Raw genomic sequence first — 18,106 nt, forward strand, 5'->3', positions numbered from 1 at the left:
GAACGGAGTAAAACAATGAGAACCAGGAATTTTGTCTATGCGTTATCCCTGCTGGCCTGTATGACATCCAGCGTATTGGCTAAAGATATGAACCTTCCGGTGGTCAGTAAAGGTTTCCAGCATGAATTCTGGCAAACCGTAAAAATGGGGACGGAAGCGGCAGCAAAAGAGTCGGGTGATAAAACCAGCTATGTTGGCCCGGCGGATGAAACTCAGATTGCCGAGCAGATTCAGCTAGTTGAAAACGCGATGGCGCAAAAACCCAATGGACTATTGCTGGCAGCGTTAGATGCCAATGCGCTGGCGCCATTAGTTGAGACTGCAAATTCACGCGGCATTAAAGTTGTGACGTTTGACTCCGGCGTGAATTCCGATATCCCAGTGAGCTTTGTCGCCACGAATAACCGTAAAGCCGGTGCTGAAGCGGCGGATGCACTGGCAGCGGAAGTGGGCAGCAAAGGTAAAGTGGGCATTATTGCGCACGTAGCGGGGACCTCCTCAGCGATTGAGCGTTCGGAAGGGTTTATTGCCCGCATGAAGGAGAAATACCCGGAAATCCAGGTGCTCCCGGTCCAGTACAGCGATGGCGATCCGCAAAAAGCGATGGATAAAACCATCGATATGATCCAGGCCAACCCTGATATTGCAGGGATTTATGGCACCAATGAAGGCTCAACGCTGGGCGTAGCAAACGCCATTGATAGTCAAAACCTGAAAGGCAAAGTGAAAGTGATTGGTTTTGATAGCACCGAGGCAATCATTGCTTTCCTGAAGTCTGGGGTCATTCAGGGCTTTGTCGTGCAGGACGCTTATCAGATTGGCTACCAGGGTATCAAGACACTAAATGCAGCGGTATCGGGTCAGTCTGTACCGAAAGAAATTGATATTCCGGTTAAATTCGTTAATGCGAAGAACATTGACACCCCGGAAATTGACAAGCTGTTACACCCATTCGGTAAAAAATAACACCGTTGGGGCGAAGTGCTCGCCCCATCATTCGCCAGCGTCAGGGAGTTACTATGGGCAGTGGATATTTCCTCGGTGTGGATGTCGGTTCCGCCAGCGTCAGGGCTGGTGTCTTTGATGCCAGTGGCAAACGGCTGGCTTTTGCGACACACGCCATCTCGCAGTTTCGACCCGGTCCTGAGCGGGTTGAGCAGTCATCTGCAGAAATCTGGCAGCAGGTTTGCCATGCAGTGAAGGAGGCGGTGTCGTCATCCGGGGTTCGCATTGAGGAGATCCGCGCATTGGGATTTGATGCCACCTGTTCATTGGTGGCACTGGATGAACAGGGGCGGGGTCTGGCAGTTTCGCCAGGCGAGCCATCAGACCATAACATCATCATGTGGATGGATCATCGTGCGGCGCAGGAGACGCAACGTATAAACGCCACGCAGGATCCGGCTCTGCGCTACGTTGGCGGTGAAGTCAGCGTCGAAATGGAGCTTCCTAAAGTACTGTGGCTGAAAAACCATTTTCCAGCCACCTGGCAGAGTGCGTATCGCTTCTACGATCTGGCGGACTTTCTGGTCTCTAAAGCTACCGCCTGTGATGTTGCTGGTCTGTGCACGCTGACGTGTAAATGGAACTATCTGGCACATGAACAACGCTTTAGCCACTCCCTGCTTGACGCTGTTGAGCTAACGGATTTGTTGGGAAAAATCCCGTCGCGGATCCTGCCGCCAGGCGCTGCCGTTGGAACGCTTAGCACCGATGCGGCCCAGGCGCTGGGGCTGACGACTGCAGTGGTCGTCGCCAGCGGAATGATTGATGCCCATGCGGGCGGAGTAGCGCTTGCCGGTGTTGAGCCTGAGGGGACGTTGGCGTTGATCAGCGGAACGTCAAATTGCCATATGCTGTGCAGCGAGCAGGAAATTCATACACCAGGTGTATGGGGGCCGTACTGGTCAGCCATGCTGCCAGGCTACTGGCTGACAGAAGGGGGGCAAAGTGCTGCTGGGGCGTTAGTCGACTGGACGCTTCAGGAGTCAGGAGCCAGCGCGGCGCTATTTCACAAGGCTGAGGCGCGGGGTTGCCATCCCATCGTTTTAGTTAATGAATGGGTTGCCGCACTTGAGGCGCAGGAGTCAGAGCCAGGTCGTTATTTGCATGTGTTGGCCGATCATCACGGTAATCGTTCACCGCGCGCGCGACCCGATGCCCGGGGGAGTGTTTGCGGTTTGACTCTTGAGCGAGGCGAGATGCAGGTTGCTCGTCTGTACCTGGCGACATTACAGGCGATCGCCTGCGGTACGCGACATATTATGGAAGTGATGCGCGAAAACGGTCACACCATTTCCCGACTGACGCTGTGCGGCGGCGCAACGCATAACCCACTGTGGTTGCGAGAATATGCCGATGCCACCGGATGCGATATTCATCTGATGCAGGAAGAGGATGCGGTGACGTTAGGGGCGGCCATCACTGGCGCGGTTGCCTGCGGCGCGTGGGAAAATATTCCATCTGCATGCCAGGCGATGGTTCGATCAGGCGAGGTGATTAAGGCTAACCCGGCACGGCGCAACTTCTATGACCGCAAATATCAGGCTTATCTGATGATGTGGGATCAGCAGCAGGCGATTAACCAACTTATGCAGTAAGACAAAAGTTTAAAATACTTTTATGATTGTAGATTGACGTTTTTGGATGTGAACTGGGGCATATAAATGGCTAAAACAGTAGAACAGATAGCCAGCGATCTGAATTTATCGGTTACGACCGTACGACTGGTGCTGAACGGGAAAGCAGAGCAATATCGAATCAGTGTCAAAACCCAAACGCGTATTAATGAATATGTCGAGCGCTATGGTTACGTCATTAACCATTCAGCACGCAGCCTGAAATTGAATAAAACGGATACGTTGGGATTGATTGTGCCCAATATTTCCAACGTGTTTTTTGCCACACTCGCAGAAAAACTTGAGCAACGCTGTCGTCGTTCCGGTTATCAGCTAACGATTAGCTGTACCTATGACGATGTTGATTACGAAAATAAACTGACCAAAGCGTTAATAGCTCGCAATGTCGATGGCCTTTTTATTGTTCCCTCAACATTAGAGAATCAGCAGCACCATTTACGTCAGGTCAGAAAACCGATGGTGTTACTTGACCGTGATTTTAAGTATACCGATAACGCTCTGGTAGAAAGCCATAACATTTTGGGCGGCGAAAAATTGACGCAAAGTTTGTTTGACGCTGGAAAGTCGCCGATCTGGTTTTTGGTGGGAGATACCGGATTACCCAGCATCGGCGACCGTTTGCAAGGTTATCTTAATGCATTGAACAATAATGGTATTTTGCATAGCGATTGGGTGCGCGAAGGGCCGGACAACACGCCCGAGGGGGGTTATCGACTGATGGATGAGTTGATCGGCGAACAGGGCTGCCCACAGGCATTTATCGCCTCATCATTACCCGTACTGGAGGGGGCCATTAACGCTATTCGTAATCGTTTTGGCACAATTCCACCTGAAATTAATATTGGGACATTCGATGAACACCCAATGCTGGGATTCCTCGCCAATAATGTCTGGTCAATGCAGCAGGATGAAAATGTTTGGGCGGAAAAAGCGTTCGATATGATGATGAGTGCTATTGATGACCAGCCAATTAAAGAAACTGTAAAAGTTGAGATGAAACTTATTAAGCGCGTAAGACAACCTTAATACGCCGCTATAAATAAATCGGCCTACTGAACCTGAATATATACGTTCAGTGGCTGCCTGTATCTGAAACCTGACCCGTCTTACTCTGCGGCTGCATTTTTCGCAATAAAGACGAGGGGAAACTGTACCCGGAGAATCATTATGGAAAGAATGCGTTTGTCGCGAGAAATCATTGAAACCTGCCTTGAAATGACCAGCCTTGGATTGAATCAGGGGACGGCGGGAAATGTGAGTGCGCGTTATGAAAATGGGATGCTGATCACGCCCAGCGGTATTCCTTACGAAAGACTTACTGAAAATATGATCGTGTATGTAGATAACGACGGGAAATATGATAAAGGACAATTACCCTCCAGTGAATGGCGTTTTCACCTGGCGGCATACCAGACGCGTCCCGATGCCAATGCGGTTGTCCATAACCATGCCGTACATTGCACGGCCGTTTCTATTCTTAATCGCCCTATCCCGGCAATTCACTACATGATTGCGGCGGCTGGGGGGAACTCTATTCCGTGTGCGCCTTATGCGACGTTTGGTACACGAGAGCTGTCAGAGCATGTGAGCGTCGCCCTGAAAAACCGTAAGGCAACGCTTTTACAGCACCATGGGTTGATTGCTTGTGAAGCGAATTTGGAAAAAGCACTGTGGTTGGCGCATGAAGTGGAAGTTCTGGCCCGCCTTTATCTGAGCACGCTGGCGATTGTTGACCCGGTGCCGGTGCTGGATGACGAGGAGATCGCCATTGTGCTGGAGAAATTCAAATCTTACGGATTACGCATTGAAGAGTAATTTCGCATAGCGAAAAGGAGAAATACGATGGCGAACAGAATGATTCTGAACGAAACGGCATGGTTTGGCCGGGGAGCTGTTGGTGCATTAACCGATGAAGTCATCCGTCGTGGTTATCGCAAAGCGTTGATTGTGACTGATAAAAATCTGGTGCAGTGCGGCGTTGTCGATAAGGTGACTTCCCGAATGGATGCTGCTGGTCTGGCATGGGAAATCTATTCAGGCGTTATTCCTAACCCAACCATTGCGGTGGTGCAGGAAGGGTTGGGTGTCTTTCAGCAAAGCGGCGCAGACTATCTGATCGCCATCGGCGGAGGCTCCCCTCAGGATACCTGTAAAGCGATTGGCATTATCAATAATAACCCTGAGTTTGCGGATGTACGCAGCCTTGAAGGGTTATCGCCAACGCGCAACCCGAGCGTGCCGGTTATGGCTATCCCCACCACCGCGGGAACGGCAGCGGAAGTGACCATTAACTACGTGATCACTGACGAAGAAAATCGGCGTAAGTTTGTTTGTGTCGACCCCCATGACATCCCACAGGTAGCGTTCATCGATGCAGACATGATGGACGGCATGCCAGCGGCGCTAAAAGCTGCCACCGGAGTGGATGCCCTGACCCATGCTATTGAGGGGTACATTACGCGGGCTGCATGGGCGCTTACCGATGCGCTGCACATTAAAGCCATTGAAATGATAGCCGGGGCATTACGTGGTTCCGTTGCGGGCGATACCCAGGCCGGGGAAGCGATGGCGCTGGGCCAGTACGTGGCAGGGATGGGCTTTTCCAACGTTGGTCTGGGATTAGTGCATGGAATGGCACACCCGTTAGGCGCGTTTTATAACACGCCGCACGGCGTAGCAAATGCCATTTTGCTGCCGCACGTGATGCGCTATAACGCCGAATTCACCGGGGAAAAATTCCGCGATATCGCCCGGGTGATGGGAGTTAAGGTTGAAGAACTGACGCTGGCAGAGGCACGTAAAGCGGCAGTAGATGCCGTCTTCGCCCTTAACCGCGATGTAGGGATCCCACTGCATTTACGCGATGTTGGCGTACGTAAAGAGGATATTCCTGCGCTGGCGCAGGCGGCATTGGACGATGTTTGTACCGGGGGAAATCCCCGTGAAGCGAATCTTGGGGATATCGTTGAGCTGTACCACACCGCCTGGTAATTTTTCAGCGTGACGGCGTGAAAGCCTTATCCGGCCTACCGGTGTGTTCGACGTGTAGGCCAGATAAGCACAGCGCCATTCGGCAACAGACCTATCGCACCAACCGTAATTGCTGCAGGTTTCCATCGATATGTAAGTCCGTTTGCAGCCGTGCGATATCGCGACACAGAAACGCCATCTCCTGGTGCATCTCTAGTTTCTTGCGCCACTTGTCCGGTACTTCATCAAGATGCGCGTAAATGCCTTCCAGATGTTGAAACTGTACGAGCAGCTGCGTGGCGCTTTTGGGACCAATACCTGCAACCCCCGGTACTTTCGAACTGCTGATCCCGGCCAGTCCCCAGTAATCAGGCAACTGCTGCGGCAGCACGCCAAACTCTTTCTCAATAAACGGTGCATCCAGCCAGCGTTTTTGGAAGTAGTCACGAATACGCAGCGTCGGGGAGAGCAACTGACAATAGCCTTTATCGGTTGAGACGATGGTAGCCTGATGTCCCGCCTGGCTCACTTTAACCGCCAGGGTTGCGGCTAAATCATCGGCTTCATTCCCGCTGGAGACCCAACAGCAGACGCCGCGCTGTTCAAAAGCGGCGCGTAAGGCGGGCATTTCCTGGTGCAATTCATCAGGCATCGGGGGGCGACCTGCTTTGTAGTCAGGCAACCGTTGGTGACGCCAGCCGCTGTTGCGCGCTTCATCATCGAATACCGCCACGGCGTGCGTAGGCTGACTGTGCACAATCAACTGATCGAGCGCGTGCTGGCACGTCTCTACGCAGGGTGAGCCCTGTACGGCGTGAATGCGGCGGATAAGATTCAGTGCATCGACAATGAGCAGGTGGACGGCCACGGTGTTCTCCCTAACAAATAAGTTTGTAGGGTAACATTCACGGCGAGGGGAGGCGAGTGTTGCGAAATAGCGTTATCCGTAGACCGGATGGCGGCGAGCGCCTCATCCGGCCTACAGATCCTGAAACGTGGTGGGACTTAATCGCAGGTGACAATCTTCATCGCCAGACCGCCGCGAGATGTTTCACGGTATTTGGCGTTCATGTCTTTACCGGTTTCGTACATGGTCTCGATGACTTTATCAAGGCACACGCGCGGTTCGCTGGTACGGCGCAGCGCCATACGTGCGGCGTTCACTGCTTTAACCGAAGCAATGGCGTTACGCTCAATGCACGGTACCTGCACCTGGCCGGCAACCGGATCGCAGGTCAGACCCAGGTTATGTTCCATACCGATTTCCGCCGCGATGCACACCTGCATTGGGCTACCGCCCAGCAGTTCAGCCAGACCGGCCGCAGCCATGGAGCAGGCAACGCCGACTTCACCCTGACAGCCTACTTCGGCGCCAGAGATAGAGGCGTTCATCTTGTACAGTGAACCAATGGCGCTCGCGACCAGCATGTAGCGTGCCAGCGAGTTAGCATTCACTTCGCGGATAAACTTGTCGTAGTACGCCAGCACGGCAGGAACAATCCCGCATGCGCCATTAGTTGGCGCCGTAACCACGCGTCCACCGGCAGCGTTTTCTTCGTTCACGGCCAGCGCGAACATGTTGATCCAGTCAACAACCGCCATCGGATCAGTAGTGGTTTTGTCGCTGCTGACCAGCATACGACGCAGCGCCGCCGCGCGACGCGGAACGCGCAGTTTGCCCGGCAATACACCTTCGGTGGTGATGCCGCGCTCAATCCCGCTGCGCATGACGTCCCAGACGTTGGCGAAGTGTTGTTCCAGCTCTTCTTTGCTGTGCAGCGCCAGTTCGTTTTGCATCATCAGACCGGAAAGTGACAGGCCGGTTTCCTGGCAGTGACGTTGCAAATCAGCCGCAGATTTATACGGATACGGCACGTTTACCGGAGAGTTGTTCGGTAAACCAAAATGTTCTTCATCAACGATGAACCCACCGCCAATGGAATAGTAAGTCTGGCTGTAAATGGCTTTTTCGCCCGCCAGTGCGGTAATACGCATCCCGTTTTCGTGCAGGGACAGATTGTCCGCATGGAAATTCATGCACTTGTCGACCGGGAACTCGACCTCATGTTGACCGTCCGCCAGCAGCAAACGTCCATGAGTATTCACATCCTGGATAAAGGCCGGGATGGCATCAATGTCTACGGTATCCGGCAGATTACCCGCCAGGCCCATAATAATCGCGATGTCGGTATGGTGACCTTTCCCCGTCAGAGACAAGGAGCCATAGACATCAACCACTACGCGGGTTACGTCAGTGAGAATTCCGCGTGCAATCAGGTCATCCGTGAATTGTTTGCCTGCTTTCATCGGGCCAACAGTGTGGGAGCTGGAAGGGCCAATGCCGATTTTGAAAATATCGAATACGCTAATCATGAGGCGTCCATTGTGTATCGAGGTGCGCCGCCCCGAGGAGCGGCGCAGGGGAATTAACTGAACAGAGAGTAGAAAATAGCGGAGATAGCGATCAGGCCCATAATCACAACGAAGACGTTGCTGATATGGCCGCTGTATTTACGCATTGCCGGTACTTTCTGAATTGCATACATCGGCATCAGGAACAGAATCATCGCGATGATTGGGCCACCCAGGGTTTCAATCATACCGAGGATACTTGGGTTCAGCGTCGCCACAATCCAGGTGGTTACCAGCATGAACAGCGCAGTGATTTTGTTCAGTTTGTTGATTTCGATGGTTTTGCCTTTGCCGCGCAGAGACTTAATCACCATGCCGTTGAAACCTTCACGTGCGCCCAGGTAGTGGCCGAGGAAGGATTTGGTGATAGCGATAATCGCGATGATCGGTGCCATCCAGGCAATGATCGGCGCGTTAAAGTGGTTTGCCAGGTAAGACAGGATAGAGATGTTCTGCTCTTTCGCTGCAGCCAGATCCGCTGGGGTCAGGCTAAATACGCAGCTGAAGACGAAGAACATAACGGTCAGCACCATCATGATGTGAGCGAATGCCAGAATCTTAGAGCATTTCTTCTCAGCTTCATCACCGTATTCTTCACGCTTCGCCACGGCGAAGGAGGAGATGATTGGTGAGTGGTTGAAGGAGAACACCATTACCGGAATTGCCAGCCACAGGGTCAACAGCAGTCCGTTGCCGGTGGTTGCTGCAGAGTCAAAGGACAGGGTTTCCAGAACGGCACCGCTCCACTGAGGGATCAGGTACAGCGCCAGCAGCATCAGGGCGGCAACAAACGGGAATACCAGGATGCTCATCGCCTTCACGATCATCTGCTCACCGAAACGCACGATGGTCATCATGCCGACAATCAGGATCAGAGACAGGATTGCGCGCGGCGGCGGCGTAATTGCCAGCTGGTGGGTCAGGAAGCTTTCGACGGTGTTGGTGATTGCTACGCTGTAGACCAACAGAATTGGGTAGATAGCGAAGAAGTAGAGCAGGGTAATCAGTTTACCTGCGCCTACACCAAAGTGTTCTTCTACAACTTCAGTAATGTCTTCACCCGGATTTTTACCGGACAGCACGAAGCGAGTCAGGCCGCGGTGTGCAAAGAAGGTCATTGGGAAAGCGAGGATCGCCATGATGATCAGCGGAATCATACCGCCTACGCCTGCGTTAATCGGCAGGAACAATACACCCGCGCCAATCGCCGTGCCGTAAAGGCCCAGCATCCACATGGTGTCTGTCTTGCGCCATGCGCTGCGGGTCTGGCCCGTAACGATAGTGCTGGTTTGAGTGTTTTCCATCTATTTCTCCTGGAGGAAGCTTAAAAAGTCGGGTTTGGGGTCAATCCAATGAGAAAATACCCGACTGTAAATCGAAATTCGTTGAGCGATTTTTTATATAATTTTTCGCCGTAATAATTTGCGGGCGGAAAGATACATTTTAGTAATGAATGTATCAGTGATCGCGATCCCAAATGCAATAATCCACCTTTTATGTGGATAAATTTGGACCATTAATCTGTTAAAAAATAGTCAAAGCGAATTTACGGGCGCGAAGGCTAACATTAACGACATATATCATGAAAGCGAAGGCGCGAAGATACGAGCGTTACGCTGTAAAAACTGTTGTTTTTAGAGGATTTTGGCGACTAATAATAATTTCCTAAGATAAATCACGGTTGGGTTTTAAAGGTAATCGTTTGCGTAGCGCGCTATTTTTAATGAAACATCATCGGTATTTATATAATCGTCTGAGCTATGTGACTGGTATCACTAAAAAAAGCCGGGAGGCTGATGCGCCAAACCCGGCTTTGATATGGACAAAACTGTCACCGCGATAGCGTCTGCTGGCGGCTGTTGGAGGTTAGGCGCAAATCTCGTAGCAAGGGATATACGCGGAGCCTGGTAACTTCATACGATGCTGTGCAACAAAGCCCTGCAGGAGATCGTCCATACGGCGCATCATTTCGCGGTCACCGTGGATTTTGTACGGGCCAAACTCTTCAATGGCGCGGATCCCGACTTCCTTCACGTTACCGGCTACAATCCCTGAGAACGCACGGCGCAGGTCTGCCGCCAGTACTTCCACGGGTTGATCCGGGTACAGCTTCAGGTTAGCCATGTTTTCATGGGACGGCTCGAACGGCATCTGCAAATCAGGCGCGATACGAATCGACCAGTTAAAGCTGTAGGCATCACCGGTGTCACGGCGGTTCTCTTTCACCAGCGGCATCGCTTTTTTCATCAGACGAGCCACTTCTGCTGCATCGTCTATGATAATGCGATAGTGGCGACGCGCATCTTCCCCCAGCGTGTGCACGATAAATTCGTCCAGCACGCGGAAGTAATCGGCGCTCTCTTTTGGTCCAGTCAGGATCAGCGGTAAAACCTGATCTTTGTTGGCCGGGTTCATCAGGATCCCCAGCAGATACAGCAGCTCTTCTGCTGTCCCTACGCCGCCAGGGAAGATGATTATACCGTGGGCGATACGCACGAACGCTTCCAGACGTTTTTCAATGTCCGGCATGATGATCAGTTCGTTAACCAGCGGGTTAGGCGGCTCAGCGGCAATGATTGACGGTTCGGTCATACCGATAAAGCGGCTGTCTTTGTATCGTTGCTGGGCGTGGCCGACCGCAGCGCCTTTCATTGGCGCTTCCATCGCCCCCGGACCACAGCCGGTACAGATGTTCAGTTCGCGCAGGCCCAACTGGGTACCAACGCGACGGGCGTACAGGTACTCATTTTCGTTGATTGAGTGACCCCCCCAGCAGACGACCATGTTCGGCGCTTCACCCACGTGTAGCGCCCGGGCATTGCGCAGGATCGAGAATACCAGGTTGGTAATATGCACCGAGCTTTCAAGATCCAGATGCTGAAAGCGACCGGCGTTATGGATCTGGCCATTGACGAACAGAATGTCGCGCAGCACAGCAAACAGGTTGGCCTGCAGTGCGCGAATAATGCGTCCATCAACAAACGCATCTTCAGGCGGGTTGATCAGTTCCAGCTTTACGCCCCGTTCGCGGCGCAGCACGTTAATGTCGAAACTTTCAAAGCGTGACAGCAGCTCTTTGCTGTTGTCGGTCAAACTGCCGGAGTTCAGAACGGCAAGCGAACAGTTACGAAACAGTTGATACAGGTCGCTGCTGGCCGTGCGTTTAAGCATATCGACTTCCAGCTGCGACAACATGTCCATTGAGCCAAGCGGGCTAATATGTGTAATCAAGTAAACTCCTTATGGGACGCAACACGTCATTCCCTGTTGATTACAATAGCCCTGGCTTATGACCTTTCACAACCTTGCGCGCGGAATCCGGCACGCAAAATTGAGAAAAAAGATTACTGACGTACCAGACGCCCCGTTGCCGGAGTGAAATCGGTGTTGGTGCGCCATGGGTTAATGTCCAGGCCGCCACGTCGCGTGTAGCGTGCGTAAACGCTCAGTTTCTCCGGCTGGCAGAAGCGCAGAATGTCATTGAAAATGCGTTCCACGCACTGCTCGTGAAACTCATTATGGTGACGGAAGGAGACCAGGTAACGCAGCAGCTTCTCGCGATCGATTTTTCGTCCGCGATACTGAATCTGTATGGAGCCCCAGTCCGGCTGGTGGGTGATCAAGCAGTTAGACTTCAGCAGATGGCTGACCAGCGTCTCTTCCACCGCTTTTTCACCGCCAACGGCATTTTCCAGATACTCTGTGCTGAACTGGTAGTTATCGATGACGATATCCTGATTGTCGATACAGGTGCCGTTAAAGTGGGCTATCGGTTGTCCTTCCAGTTCGTCAAGACGGTACAGCGCTACGCTGACATCACCCTGAGCACAAGCGCGCAGATCGTTTTCCAGCGTCTGGCGTACCGCATCCCAGGAATCAAAACGCGTCTGGTTAAAACTGTTCAGGTAAAGCTTAAAGCTTTTCGATTCAATCAGATTTACGCTGGTGTAATCCAGTTCTACATGACCGACCGCTACCTGCGGTAAACCGTTGGCATTCAGCCAAGACAGTTCATATAGCGTCCAGATATCGGCACCGTGAAAAGGCAGATTATCGGCCTGTAAATCCAGCGGGTCGCGGTTCAGGCTGCGTGGAACGCCCTGCAGCAGGCTGGCATCGTAATTGTCACGGTAATCTGTTGATTTACCAAGAGTCAGGCCGTCAAGCGCCTGATGATTTTCATAAGAGGACATGTTTCACCGTCATAAACCAGATACACTATGCGACAAGTGTATCCTGGCTTTTGTGAAGAGAGAAATCAGTGGACGAATTGACAGCGCAGGCGTTGACAGCCTTTACGACACGTTATTGCGACGCATGGTACGAAAAAAACAACAGCTGGCCCCTCAGCGAAGAGCTGTATGGCGTACCTTCTCCGTGCATCATTTCTTCCACAGACGATGCGGTATTCTGGCAACCTCAGCCTTTTGTCGGCGAAAAAAACCTCAATGCGGTTGAACGCGCCTTTGATATCGTGATACAACCAGCCGTTCACGCTTTTTACACCACCCAGTTTGCCGGGGACATGCACGCGCAGTTTGCGGATGAAAAGCTAACGCTGCTGCAAACCTGGAGCGAAGACGACTTTAGGCGCGTTCAGGAAAACCTGATTGGTCACCTGGTTACGCAAAAGCGCCTCAAGCTGTCGCCTACGCTTTTTATTGCCACCCAGGACAATGAGCTTGACGTCATTTCGGTGTGCAATCTCTCCGGTGAAGTGTGCAAGGAAACGCTGGGAACCCGTAAACGAACGGTGCTGGCGGACTCACTTGCGGAATTTCTCACTCAGCTTAAGCCAGTTCTGTAATCCAGATTGCCCTGAACCTTGTGAGAGATCTCTTACAAACCCTGTAGGACATTGCCAGGTGATAAGTAAAGACTTAATGAACGGATAAAATAATTATTCCTTATTATTCATAAAGTTAATGTTTTATTGTCAACTTTCATACGAAAATAATCTTAAGGGAGTGTCTGTAAGCATCTTGTAAGACAAGGCGAAACAGGCGATTCTATATCTGTCGACAAGGAGTCGCACAACGAAGAGAACATCAGGATGATGGCTCTTCGGCAGGACACACCAGGACGGTGTTACAAGGACAGGCTTCAGGATGAAGCGAAGCGGAAAGCGCTGGATGCGTTAAGGGACACCTCCAGGATGGAGAATGAGAGCCGGTCAGGATGTTCGGCGGGTCAGGATGGCCAGGACACTTCAGGATGAAGTTTTCACATCGGGGTGATGTGAGCAGGATGCACAAGTTCAGGATGAACAAGGTCGCAAGACCACAGGAAAAGTTGTCACGGATGAGCAGGGAGCACTAAAAGTAGCTGGAACGCTGCGAAACGAACCGGGAGCACTGTTTTTACAGTGCTCCCTTTTTTTATTTCCCTTCACTAGTGCTATTCTTCGCGCCAGATTTTTCATCATTGAGGTTAATTTCATGACGACTCATGACCGTGTGCGCCAGCAGTTACACGCGCTTGAAGCGCTACTGCGTGAACATAATCACTGGCGGTTGGATGAGCCTGCAGAGCATCTGTTTACCAGCACGCAGCCTTTTTGTATGGATACCATGGAGCCGGTTGAGTGGCTGCAATGGGTATTGATTCCCCGCATGCATACGCTGATTGATAACGCTCAGCCGCTTCCGCAGGCTTTTGCCGTCGCACCGTATTACGAAATGGCGTTGGCAGCCGATCACCCGCAACGCGAAATTCTCCTGACGGCATTGCAGGAATTGGATGCTCTGTTTACAAGTGATAACGCCTGATGCTGGAGATTCTGTATCAGGACGAATGGCTGGTCGCAGTTAACAAACCTTCGGGCTGGTTGGTTCACCGCAGTTGGCTCGACCGGGATGAGAAAGTGGTGGTGATGCAAACGGTACGCGACCAGATTGGTCAGCACGTTTTTACCGCCCACCGACTCGACAGACCGACTTCCGGGGTACTGCTGATGGGGCTGTCCAGCGAAGCCGGGCGGCTGCTGTCCCAGCAATTTGAACATCATCAAATTCAGAAACGCTATCATGCGATTGTGCGTGGCTGGCTGATGGATGATGCCGTGTTGGATTACCCGCTGGTCGAAGAACTGGATAAGATCGCCGATAAATTTGCCCGTGATGATAAAGGCCCGCAGCCTGCTGTCACCCATTATCGCGGTTTGGCGACGGTTGAGATGCCGGTAGCGACCGGACGTTATCCGACGACCCGTTACGGATTGGTGGAACTGGATCCTAAAACCGGTCGAAAACACCAGCTCAGACGCCATCTGGCGCACTTACGCCATCCGATTATCGGCGACAGTAAGCACGGTGATTTGCGGCAAAACCGCAGCGCCGCTGAGCACTTTGGCTGTCAGCGTTTGATGCTTCATGCAAGCCAGCTTGCGCTGACTCATCCTTTCACCGGCGAACCGCTGGTTATTCGCGCCGGGCTGGATGATGTCTGGATGCAGGCGCTATCACAGTTTGGCTGGCGTGGACTTCTCCCTGACAATGAAAGGGTTGAGTTCAGCGGGCTGTCAGGTCAGGATGAGCAGATAGATTCTTAAGTCCCAGGAGATTACGGTTATGGCGGAAATTGGAATTTTTGTCGGCACGATGTACGGAAACGCGTTGCTGGTTGCCGAAGAGGCCGAAGCTATTTTGACGGCGCAGGGTCATAAAGCCACGGTGTTCGAAGATCCCGAGCTCTGCGACTGGCAGGCATATCAGGAAAAATATGTGCTGGTGGTGACCTCAACGACCGGGCAGGGCGATCTGCCGGATAGCATCGTGCCGCTGTTTCAGGGGATCAAAGATAATCTCGGTTTCCAGCCAAATCTGCATTACGGAGTAATTGCGCTGGGTGACAGTAGCTATGTTAATTTCTGCAATGGCGGCAAGCAGTTCGATGCACTGTTGCAGGAACAAAGCGCCCAACGTGTAGGGGAAATGCTGCTGATTGACGCCAGCGAGCATCCTGAACCAGAAAACGAATCCAATCCCTGGGTCGAAAACTGGGGAACCTTGCTTAAATAACCTTGCGCCCGGCAGCGCTTTGTTTGCACGGGCCTGTTACTCTCTTTTGGATCGTCGGCCGGGTAAGGCGTTGCTACCCGGCAACAAAACGCCCACCAAACGCCAATTTCGTGAAGCATCTTCCATTCCCTTAGGCTTATGCCATAAACAACCTCATTCACCTCCCGCAATGTTGTGTTTTTGCACGGTGAGGGTAAGAGGCACTCCTTCATATACTTTTCCCGTCAGTTCCGAAAAGGCAGCGAGTCAGAATAAAACGGCCCTGAGCTGTACCAAAACTGCCACACACTAACCTCTCATTCTGATCACCCTACAGGTGCTGTACAGAATGAACTGGCGAAAGCCAAGATTCAGGAGTGCAACAATGAGTTCATTAAGTCAGGCGGCGAGCAGCGCGGAAAAACGCACTAACGCTCGCTACTGGATAGTGGTGATGCTGTTTATCGTCACATCCTTCAACTACGGCGATCGCGCCACCTTATCCATCGCCGGCTCGGAGATGGCCAAAGATATTGGTCTGGATGCGGTAGGGATGGGGTATGTATTCTCCGCTTTTTCATGGGCCTATGTTATCGGTCAGATCCCCGGCGGCTGGCTGCTCGACCGCTTCGGTTCAAAACGTGTTTACTTCTGGTCCATTTTTATCTGGTCCATGTTTACCCTGTTGCAGGGCTTCGTCGATATCTTCAGCGGCTTCGGTATTATCGTTGCGCTGTTTACCCTGCGCTTCCTCGTGGGGTTAGCCGAAGCGCCATCCTTCCCAGGCAACAGTCGTATTGTGGCGGCGTGGTTCCCGGCGCAGGAAAGGGGCACGGCGGTCGCTATTTTTAACTCGGCGCAGTACTTTGCCACCGTGATCTTCGCGCCAATCATGGGCTGGTTGACCCACGAAGTGGGCTGGTCGCATGTGTTCTTCTTTATGGGCGGTCTCGGGATTGTTATCAGTTTTATCTGGCTGAAGGTGATTCATGAACCGAACCAGCATCCGGGCGTAAACCAAAAAGAGCTGGACTACATTGCCGAAGGCGGAGCGCTGATCAATATGGATCAGGCGGCAGCCAAAGCCAAAGTGCCGTTCAGCGTGAAGTGGGGGCAGATCAAGCAACTGCTGGGCTCACGAATGATGATCGGTATTTATATCGGCCAATACTGCATAAACGCGCTGACCTACTTCTTTATCACCTGGTTCCCGGTTTATCTGGTACAGGCACGCGGTATGTCGATTTTGAAAGCCGGTTTTGTTGCCTCGGTTCCGGCCATTTGCGGATTCGCAGGCGGCGTACTCGGCGGCATTATTTCCGACTGGTTGATGCGCCGTACCGGTTCGCTGAATATCGCCCGTAAAACGCCAATCGTACTGGGTATGCTGTTGTCGATGGTGATGGTGTTCTGTAACTACGTCAACATGGAGTGGATGATCATCGGCTTTATGGCGCTGGCCTTCTTCGGCAAAGGTATCGGTGCGTTGGGATGGGCGGTGATGGCCGATACTGCGCCAAAAGAGATCAGCGGTTTGAGCGGCGGTCTGTTCAATATGTTTGGCAACATCTCCGGTATCGTCACGCCAATTGCTATCGGCTACATCGTAGGTACCACTGGCTCGTTTAACGGTGCGTTGATTTACGTCGGGGTGCATGCGCTGATTGCTGTAGTGAGCTATCTGGTGCTGGTGGGTGATATTAAACGTATCGAACTGAAACCTGTCGCAGGGCAATGATGATGACAACACAATCGAGTCCCATTATTACCGATATGAAGGTCATCCCGGTGGCCGGTCATGACAGCATGCTGCTCAATATTGGCGGGGCGCATAACGCATACTTTACCCGCAATATCGTCGTGCTCACCGATAACGCCGGAAATACCGGCGTCGGTGAGGCGCCGGGCGGTGAAGTGATTTATCAGACGCTGGTGGACGCGATTCCACAAGTGTTGGGCCAGGAAGTCGCGCGCCTGAATAAAGTGGTTCAGCAGGTGCATAAAGGCAACCAGGCCGCTGATTTTGACACCTTTGGCAAAGGTGCCTGGACCTTTGAACTGCGGGTTAATGCGGTGGCCGCGCTGGAAGCCGCACTGCTCGACCTGCTGGGCAAGGCGCTGAACGTGCCGGTCTGCGAACTGTTAGGGCCAGGCAAGCAGCGCGATGCGGTCACCGTGCTCGGCTATCTGTTCTACGTGGGAGATCGCAGCAAAACCGATCTGCCGTATCTGGACAGCACGCCGGGTAACCATGAGTGGTATCACCTGCGTCACCAGCAGGCGATGAACAGTGAGGCGGTGGTGCGTCTGGCTCAGGCTTCGCAGGATCGCTACGGCTTTAAAGATTTCAAACTCAAAGGCGGTGTGCTGCCTGGCGAGCAGGAAATCGACACCGTTCGCGCGTTGAAACAATGCTTCCCGGATGCGCGTATTACGGTCGACCCTAACGGTGCCTGGCTGCTGGATGAAGCTATCTCCTTGTGTAAAGGGCTGAACGATGTTCTGACTTACGCCGAAGATCCGTGCGGCGCAGAACAGGGTTTTTCTGGCCGCGAAGTGATGGCCGAGTTCCGCCGTGCAACCGGTCTGCCGGTAGCAACGAATATGATAGCCACCAACTGGCGTGAGATGGGCCATGCGGTGATGCTCAACTCGGTAGATATTCCACTGGCCGATCCGCATTTCTGGACCCTTTCCGGCGCGGTACGCGTGGCACAGCTATGCGATGACTGGGGACTGACCTGGGGCTGCCACTCTAACAATCATTTTGATATTTCCCTGGCGATGTTCACCCACGTCGGTGCCGCTGCGCCGGGCAACCCAACGGCGATCGACACCCACTGGATCTGGCAGGAGGGCGATTGCCGCCTGACCAAAAATCCGCTGGAGATTAAACACGGAAAAATTGCGGTACCCGACGCGCCCGGCCTGGGCGTGGAACTGGACTGGGATCAGGTACAGAAAGCGCATGAAGCCTATAAGGCGCTGCCCGGCGGCGCGCGTAATGACGCAGGCCCGATGCAGTATCTGATCCCTGGATGGACTTTTGACCGTAAACGTCCCGTTTTCGGCCGCCACTAATTTTGA

The 18,106-nt window shown here is 52.6% G+C and carries 16 protein-coding genes; 11 read left to right on the top strand and 5 right to left on the bottom strand.

Annotated features, from left to right (window positions below):
- The first annotated feature begins 15 nt into the window (after positions 1–15).
- The 5 genes from O6D90_RS04625 (at position 16) to fucO (ending at position 5,630) form a co-directional block, all read left to right on the top strand.
- Positions 16–966, top strand: coding sequence for an ABC transporter substrate-binding protein (locus O6D90_RS04625; RefSeq protein ID WP_016157361.1), 951 nt, complete (start codon positions 16–18; stop codon positions 964–966).
- A 53-nt stretch (positions 967–1,019) separates the two neighbouring features.
- Positions 1,020–2,600, top strand: a complete 1,581-nt coding sequence (locus tag O6D90_RS04630) for an FGGY-family carbohydrate kinase (RefSeq protein ID WP_016157360.1) — start codon at positions 1,020–1,022, stop codon at positions 2,598–2,600.
- 66 nt (positions 2,601–2,666) lie between these two features.
- A complete protein-coding gene (locus O6D90_RS04635) occupies positions 2,667–3,665 on the top strand; it encodes a LacI family DNA-binding transcriptional regulator (RefSeq protein ID WP_016154251.1) in 999 nt (332 codons plus the stop codon).
- Positions 3,666–3,806: 141 nt separating this feature from the next.
- Positions 3,807–4,454, top strand: coding sequence for an L-fuculose-phosphate aldolase (gene fucA / locus O6D90_RS04640; protein ID WP_003034062.1), 648 nt, complete (start codon positions 3,807–3,809; stop codon positions 4,452–4,454).
- A 27-nt stretch (positions 4,455–4,481) separates the two neighbouring features.
- Positions 4,482–5,630: a lactaldehyde reductase gene (fucO, locus tag O6D90_RS04645; RefSeq protein WP_016157358.1), complete on the top strand. Its 1,149-nt coding sequence runs from the start codon at positions 4,482–4,484 to the stop codon at positions 5,628–5,630.
- Between the two features lie 91 nt (positions 5,631–5,721).
- On the opposite strand, the gene xni is transcribed toward fucO, so the two are convergent.
- From xni to queF, 5 genes are all read right to left on the bottom strand, one after another.
- Positions 5,722–6,477 (bottom strand): flap endonuclease Xni, encoded by a 756-nt coding sequence (gene xni, locus O6D90_RS04650; RefSeq protein ID WP_016154249.1) that lies wholly within the window; start codon positions 6,475–6,477, stop codon positions 5,722–5,724.
- A 137-nt stretch (positions 6,478–6,614) separates the two neighbouring features.
- Positions 6,615–7,982, bottom strand: coding sequence for an L-serine ammonia-lyase (locus O6D90_RS04655; RefSeq protein ID WP_016154248.1), 1,368 nt, complete (start codon positions 7,980–7,982; stop codon positions 6,615–6,617).
- Positions 7,983–8,035: 53 nt separating this feature from the next.
- Entirely contained in the window at positions 8,036–9,325 is a 1,290-nt protein-coding gene (locus tag O6D90_RS04660; protein ID WP_016154247.1) for an HAAAP family serine/threonine permease, read from the bottom strand.
- 562 nt (positions 9,326–9,887) lie between these two features.
- Complete coding sequence (ppnN, locus tag O6D90_RS04665; protein WP_003840366.1) at positions 9,888–11,252, bottom strand: nucleotide 5'-monophosphate nucleosidase PpnN; 1,365 nt, start codon at positions 11,250–11,252, stop codon at positions 9,888–9,890.
- Positions 11,253–11,365: 113 nt separating this feature from the next.
- Positions 11,366–12,214 carry an NADPH-dependent 7-cyano-7-deazaguanine reductase QueF gene (gene queF / locus O6D90_RS04670; protein WP_016154246.1) on the bottom strand — a complete coding sequence of 283 codons (849 nt, stop codon included), beginning with the start codon at positions 12,212–12,214 and terminating at the stop codon, positions 11,366–11,368.
- A gap of 68 nt (positions 12,215–12,282) precedes the next feature.
- Here queF and syd point away from each other — a divergent pair, with 68 nt between their 5' ends.
- The 6 genes from syd (at position 12,283) to O6D90_RS04700 (ending at position 18,100) form a co-directional block, all read left to right on the top strand.
- Positions 12,283–12,828 carry a SecY-interacting protein gene (gene syd, locus O6D90_RS04675; RefSeq protein WP_016157357.1) on the top strand — a complete coding sequence of 182 codons (546 nt, stop codon included), beginning with the start codon at positions 12,283–12,285 and terminating at the stop codon, positions 12,826–12,828.
- A gap of 631 nt (positions 12,829–13,459) precedes the next feature.
- Complete coding sequence (locus O6D90_RS04680; RefSeq protein ID WP_016154244.1) at positions 13,460–13,789, top strand: YqcC family protein; 330 nt, start codon at positions 13,460–13,462, stop codon at positions 13,787–13,789.
- Positions 13,789–14,571 carry a tRNA pseudouridine(65) synthase TruC gene (gene truC / locus O6D90_RS04685; protein WP_016157356.1) on the top strand — a complete coding sequence of 261 codons (783 nt, stop codon included), beginning with the start codon at positions 13,789–13,791 and terminating at the stop codon, positions 14,569–14,571. The genes O6D90_RS04680 and truC overlap by 1 nt, the downstream gene beginning before the upstream one ends.
- A 19-nt stretch (positions 14,572–14,590) precedes the next feature.
- A complete protein-coding gene (locus O6D90_RS04690; RefSeq protein WP_016157355.1) occupies positions 14,591–15,040 on the top strand; it encodes a flavodoxin in 450 nt (149 codons plus the stop codon).
- A gap of 364 nt (positions 15,041–15,404) precedes the next feature.
- Positions 15,405–16,757 (top strand): galactarate/glucarate/glycerate transporter GudP, encoded by a 1,353-nt coding sequence (gene gudP, locus O6D90_RS04695; protein WP_016157354.1) that lies wholly within the window; start codon positions 15,405–15,407, stop codon positions 16,755–16,757.
- 2 nt (positions 16,758–16,759) lie between these two features.
- On the top strand, positions 16,760–18,100 hold the full coding sequence (locus O6D90_RS04700) for an enolase C-terminal domain-like protein (RefSeq protein WP_032931789.1): 1,341 nt from the start codon (positions 16,760–16,762) through the stop codon (positions 18,098–18,100).
- Positions 18,101–18,106 lie beyond the last annotated feature (6 nt).

Source organism: Citrobacter sp. 21OH12SH02A-Citro (assembly GCF_027919895.1).
Taxonomy (GTDB): Bacteria; Pseudomonadota; Gammaproteobacteria; order Enterobacterales; family Enterobacteriaceae; genus Citrobacter; species Citrobacter braakii.

Bases quoted from the DNA above. Each gene is read 5' to 3' on its own strand.
- O6D90_RS04635 (WP_016154251.1), top strand. From the start codon at position 2,667: ATGGCTAAAACAGTAGAACAGATAGCCAGCGATCTGAATTTATCGGTT.
- O6D90_RS04680 (WP_016154244.1), top strand. From the start codon at position 13,460: ATGACGACTCATGACCGTGTGCGCCAGCAGTTACACGCGCTTGAAGCG.
- O6D90_RS04655 (WP_016154248.1), bottom strand. From the start codon at position 7,982: ATGATTAGCGTATTCGATATTTTCAAAATCGGCATTGGCCCTTCCAGC.
- O6D90_RS04660 (WP_016154247.1), bottom strand. From the start codon at position 9,325: ATGGAAAACACTCAAACCAGCACTATCGTTACGGGCCAGACCCGCAGC.
- truC (WP_016157356.1), top strand. From the start codon at position 13,789: ATGCTGGAGATTCTGTATCAGGACGAATGGCTGGTCGCAGTTAACAAA.
- O6D90_RS04630 (WP_016157360.1), top strand. From the start codon at position 1,020: ATGGGCAGTGGATATTTCCTCGGTGTGGATGTCGGTTCCGCCAGCGTC.
- O6D90_RS04625 (WP_016157361.1), top strand. From the start codon at position 16: ATGAGAACCAGGAATTTTGTCTATGCGTTATCCCTGCTGGCCTGTATG.
- gudP (WP_016157354.1), top strand. From the start codon at position 15,405: ATGAGTTCATTAAGTCAGGCGGCGAGCAGCGCGGAAAAACGCACTAAC.
- O6D90_RS04700 (WP_032931789.1), top strand. From the start codon at position 16,760: ATGACAACACAATCGAGTCCCATTATTACCGATATGAAGGTCATCCCG.
- queF (WP_016154246.1), bottom strand. From the start codon at position 12,214: ATGTCCTCTTATGAAAATCATCAGGCGCTTGACGGCCTGACTCTTGGT.
- fucO (WP_016157358.1), top strand. From the start codon at position 4,482: ATGGCGAACAGAATGATTCTGAACGAAACGGCATGGTTTGGCCGGGGA.
- O6D90_RS04690 (WP_016157355.1), top strand. From the start codon at position 14,591: ATGGCGGAAATTGGAATTTTTGTCGGCACGATGTACGGAAACGCGTTG.
- fucA (WP_003034062.1), top strand. From the start codon at position 3,807: ATGGAAAGAATGCGTTTGTCGCGAGAAATCATTGAAACCTGCCTTGAA.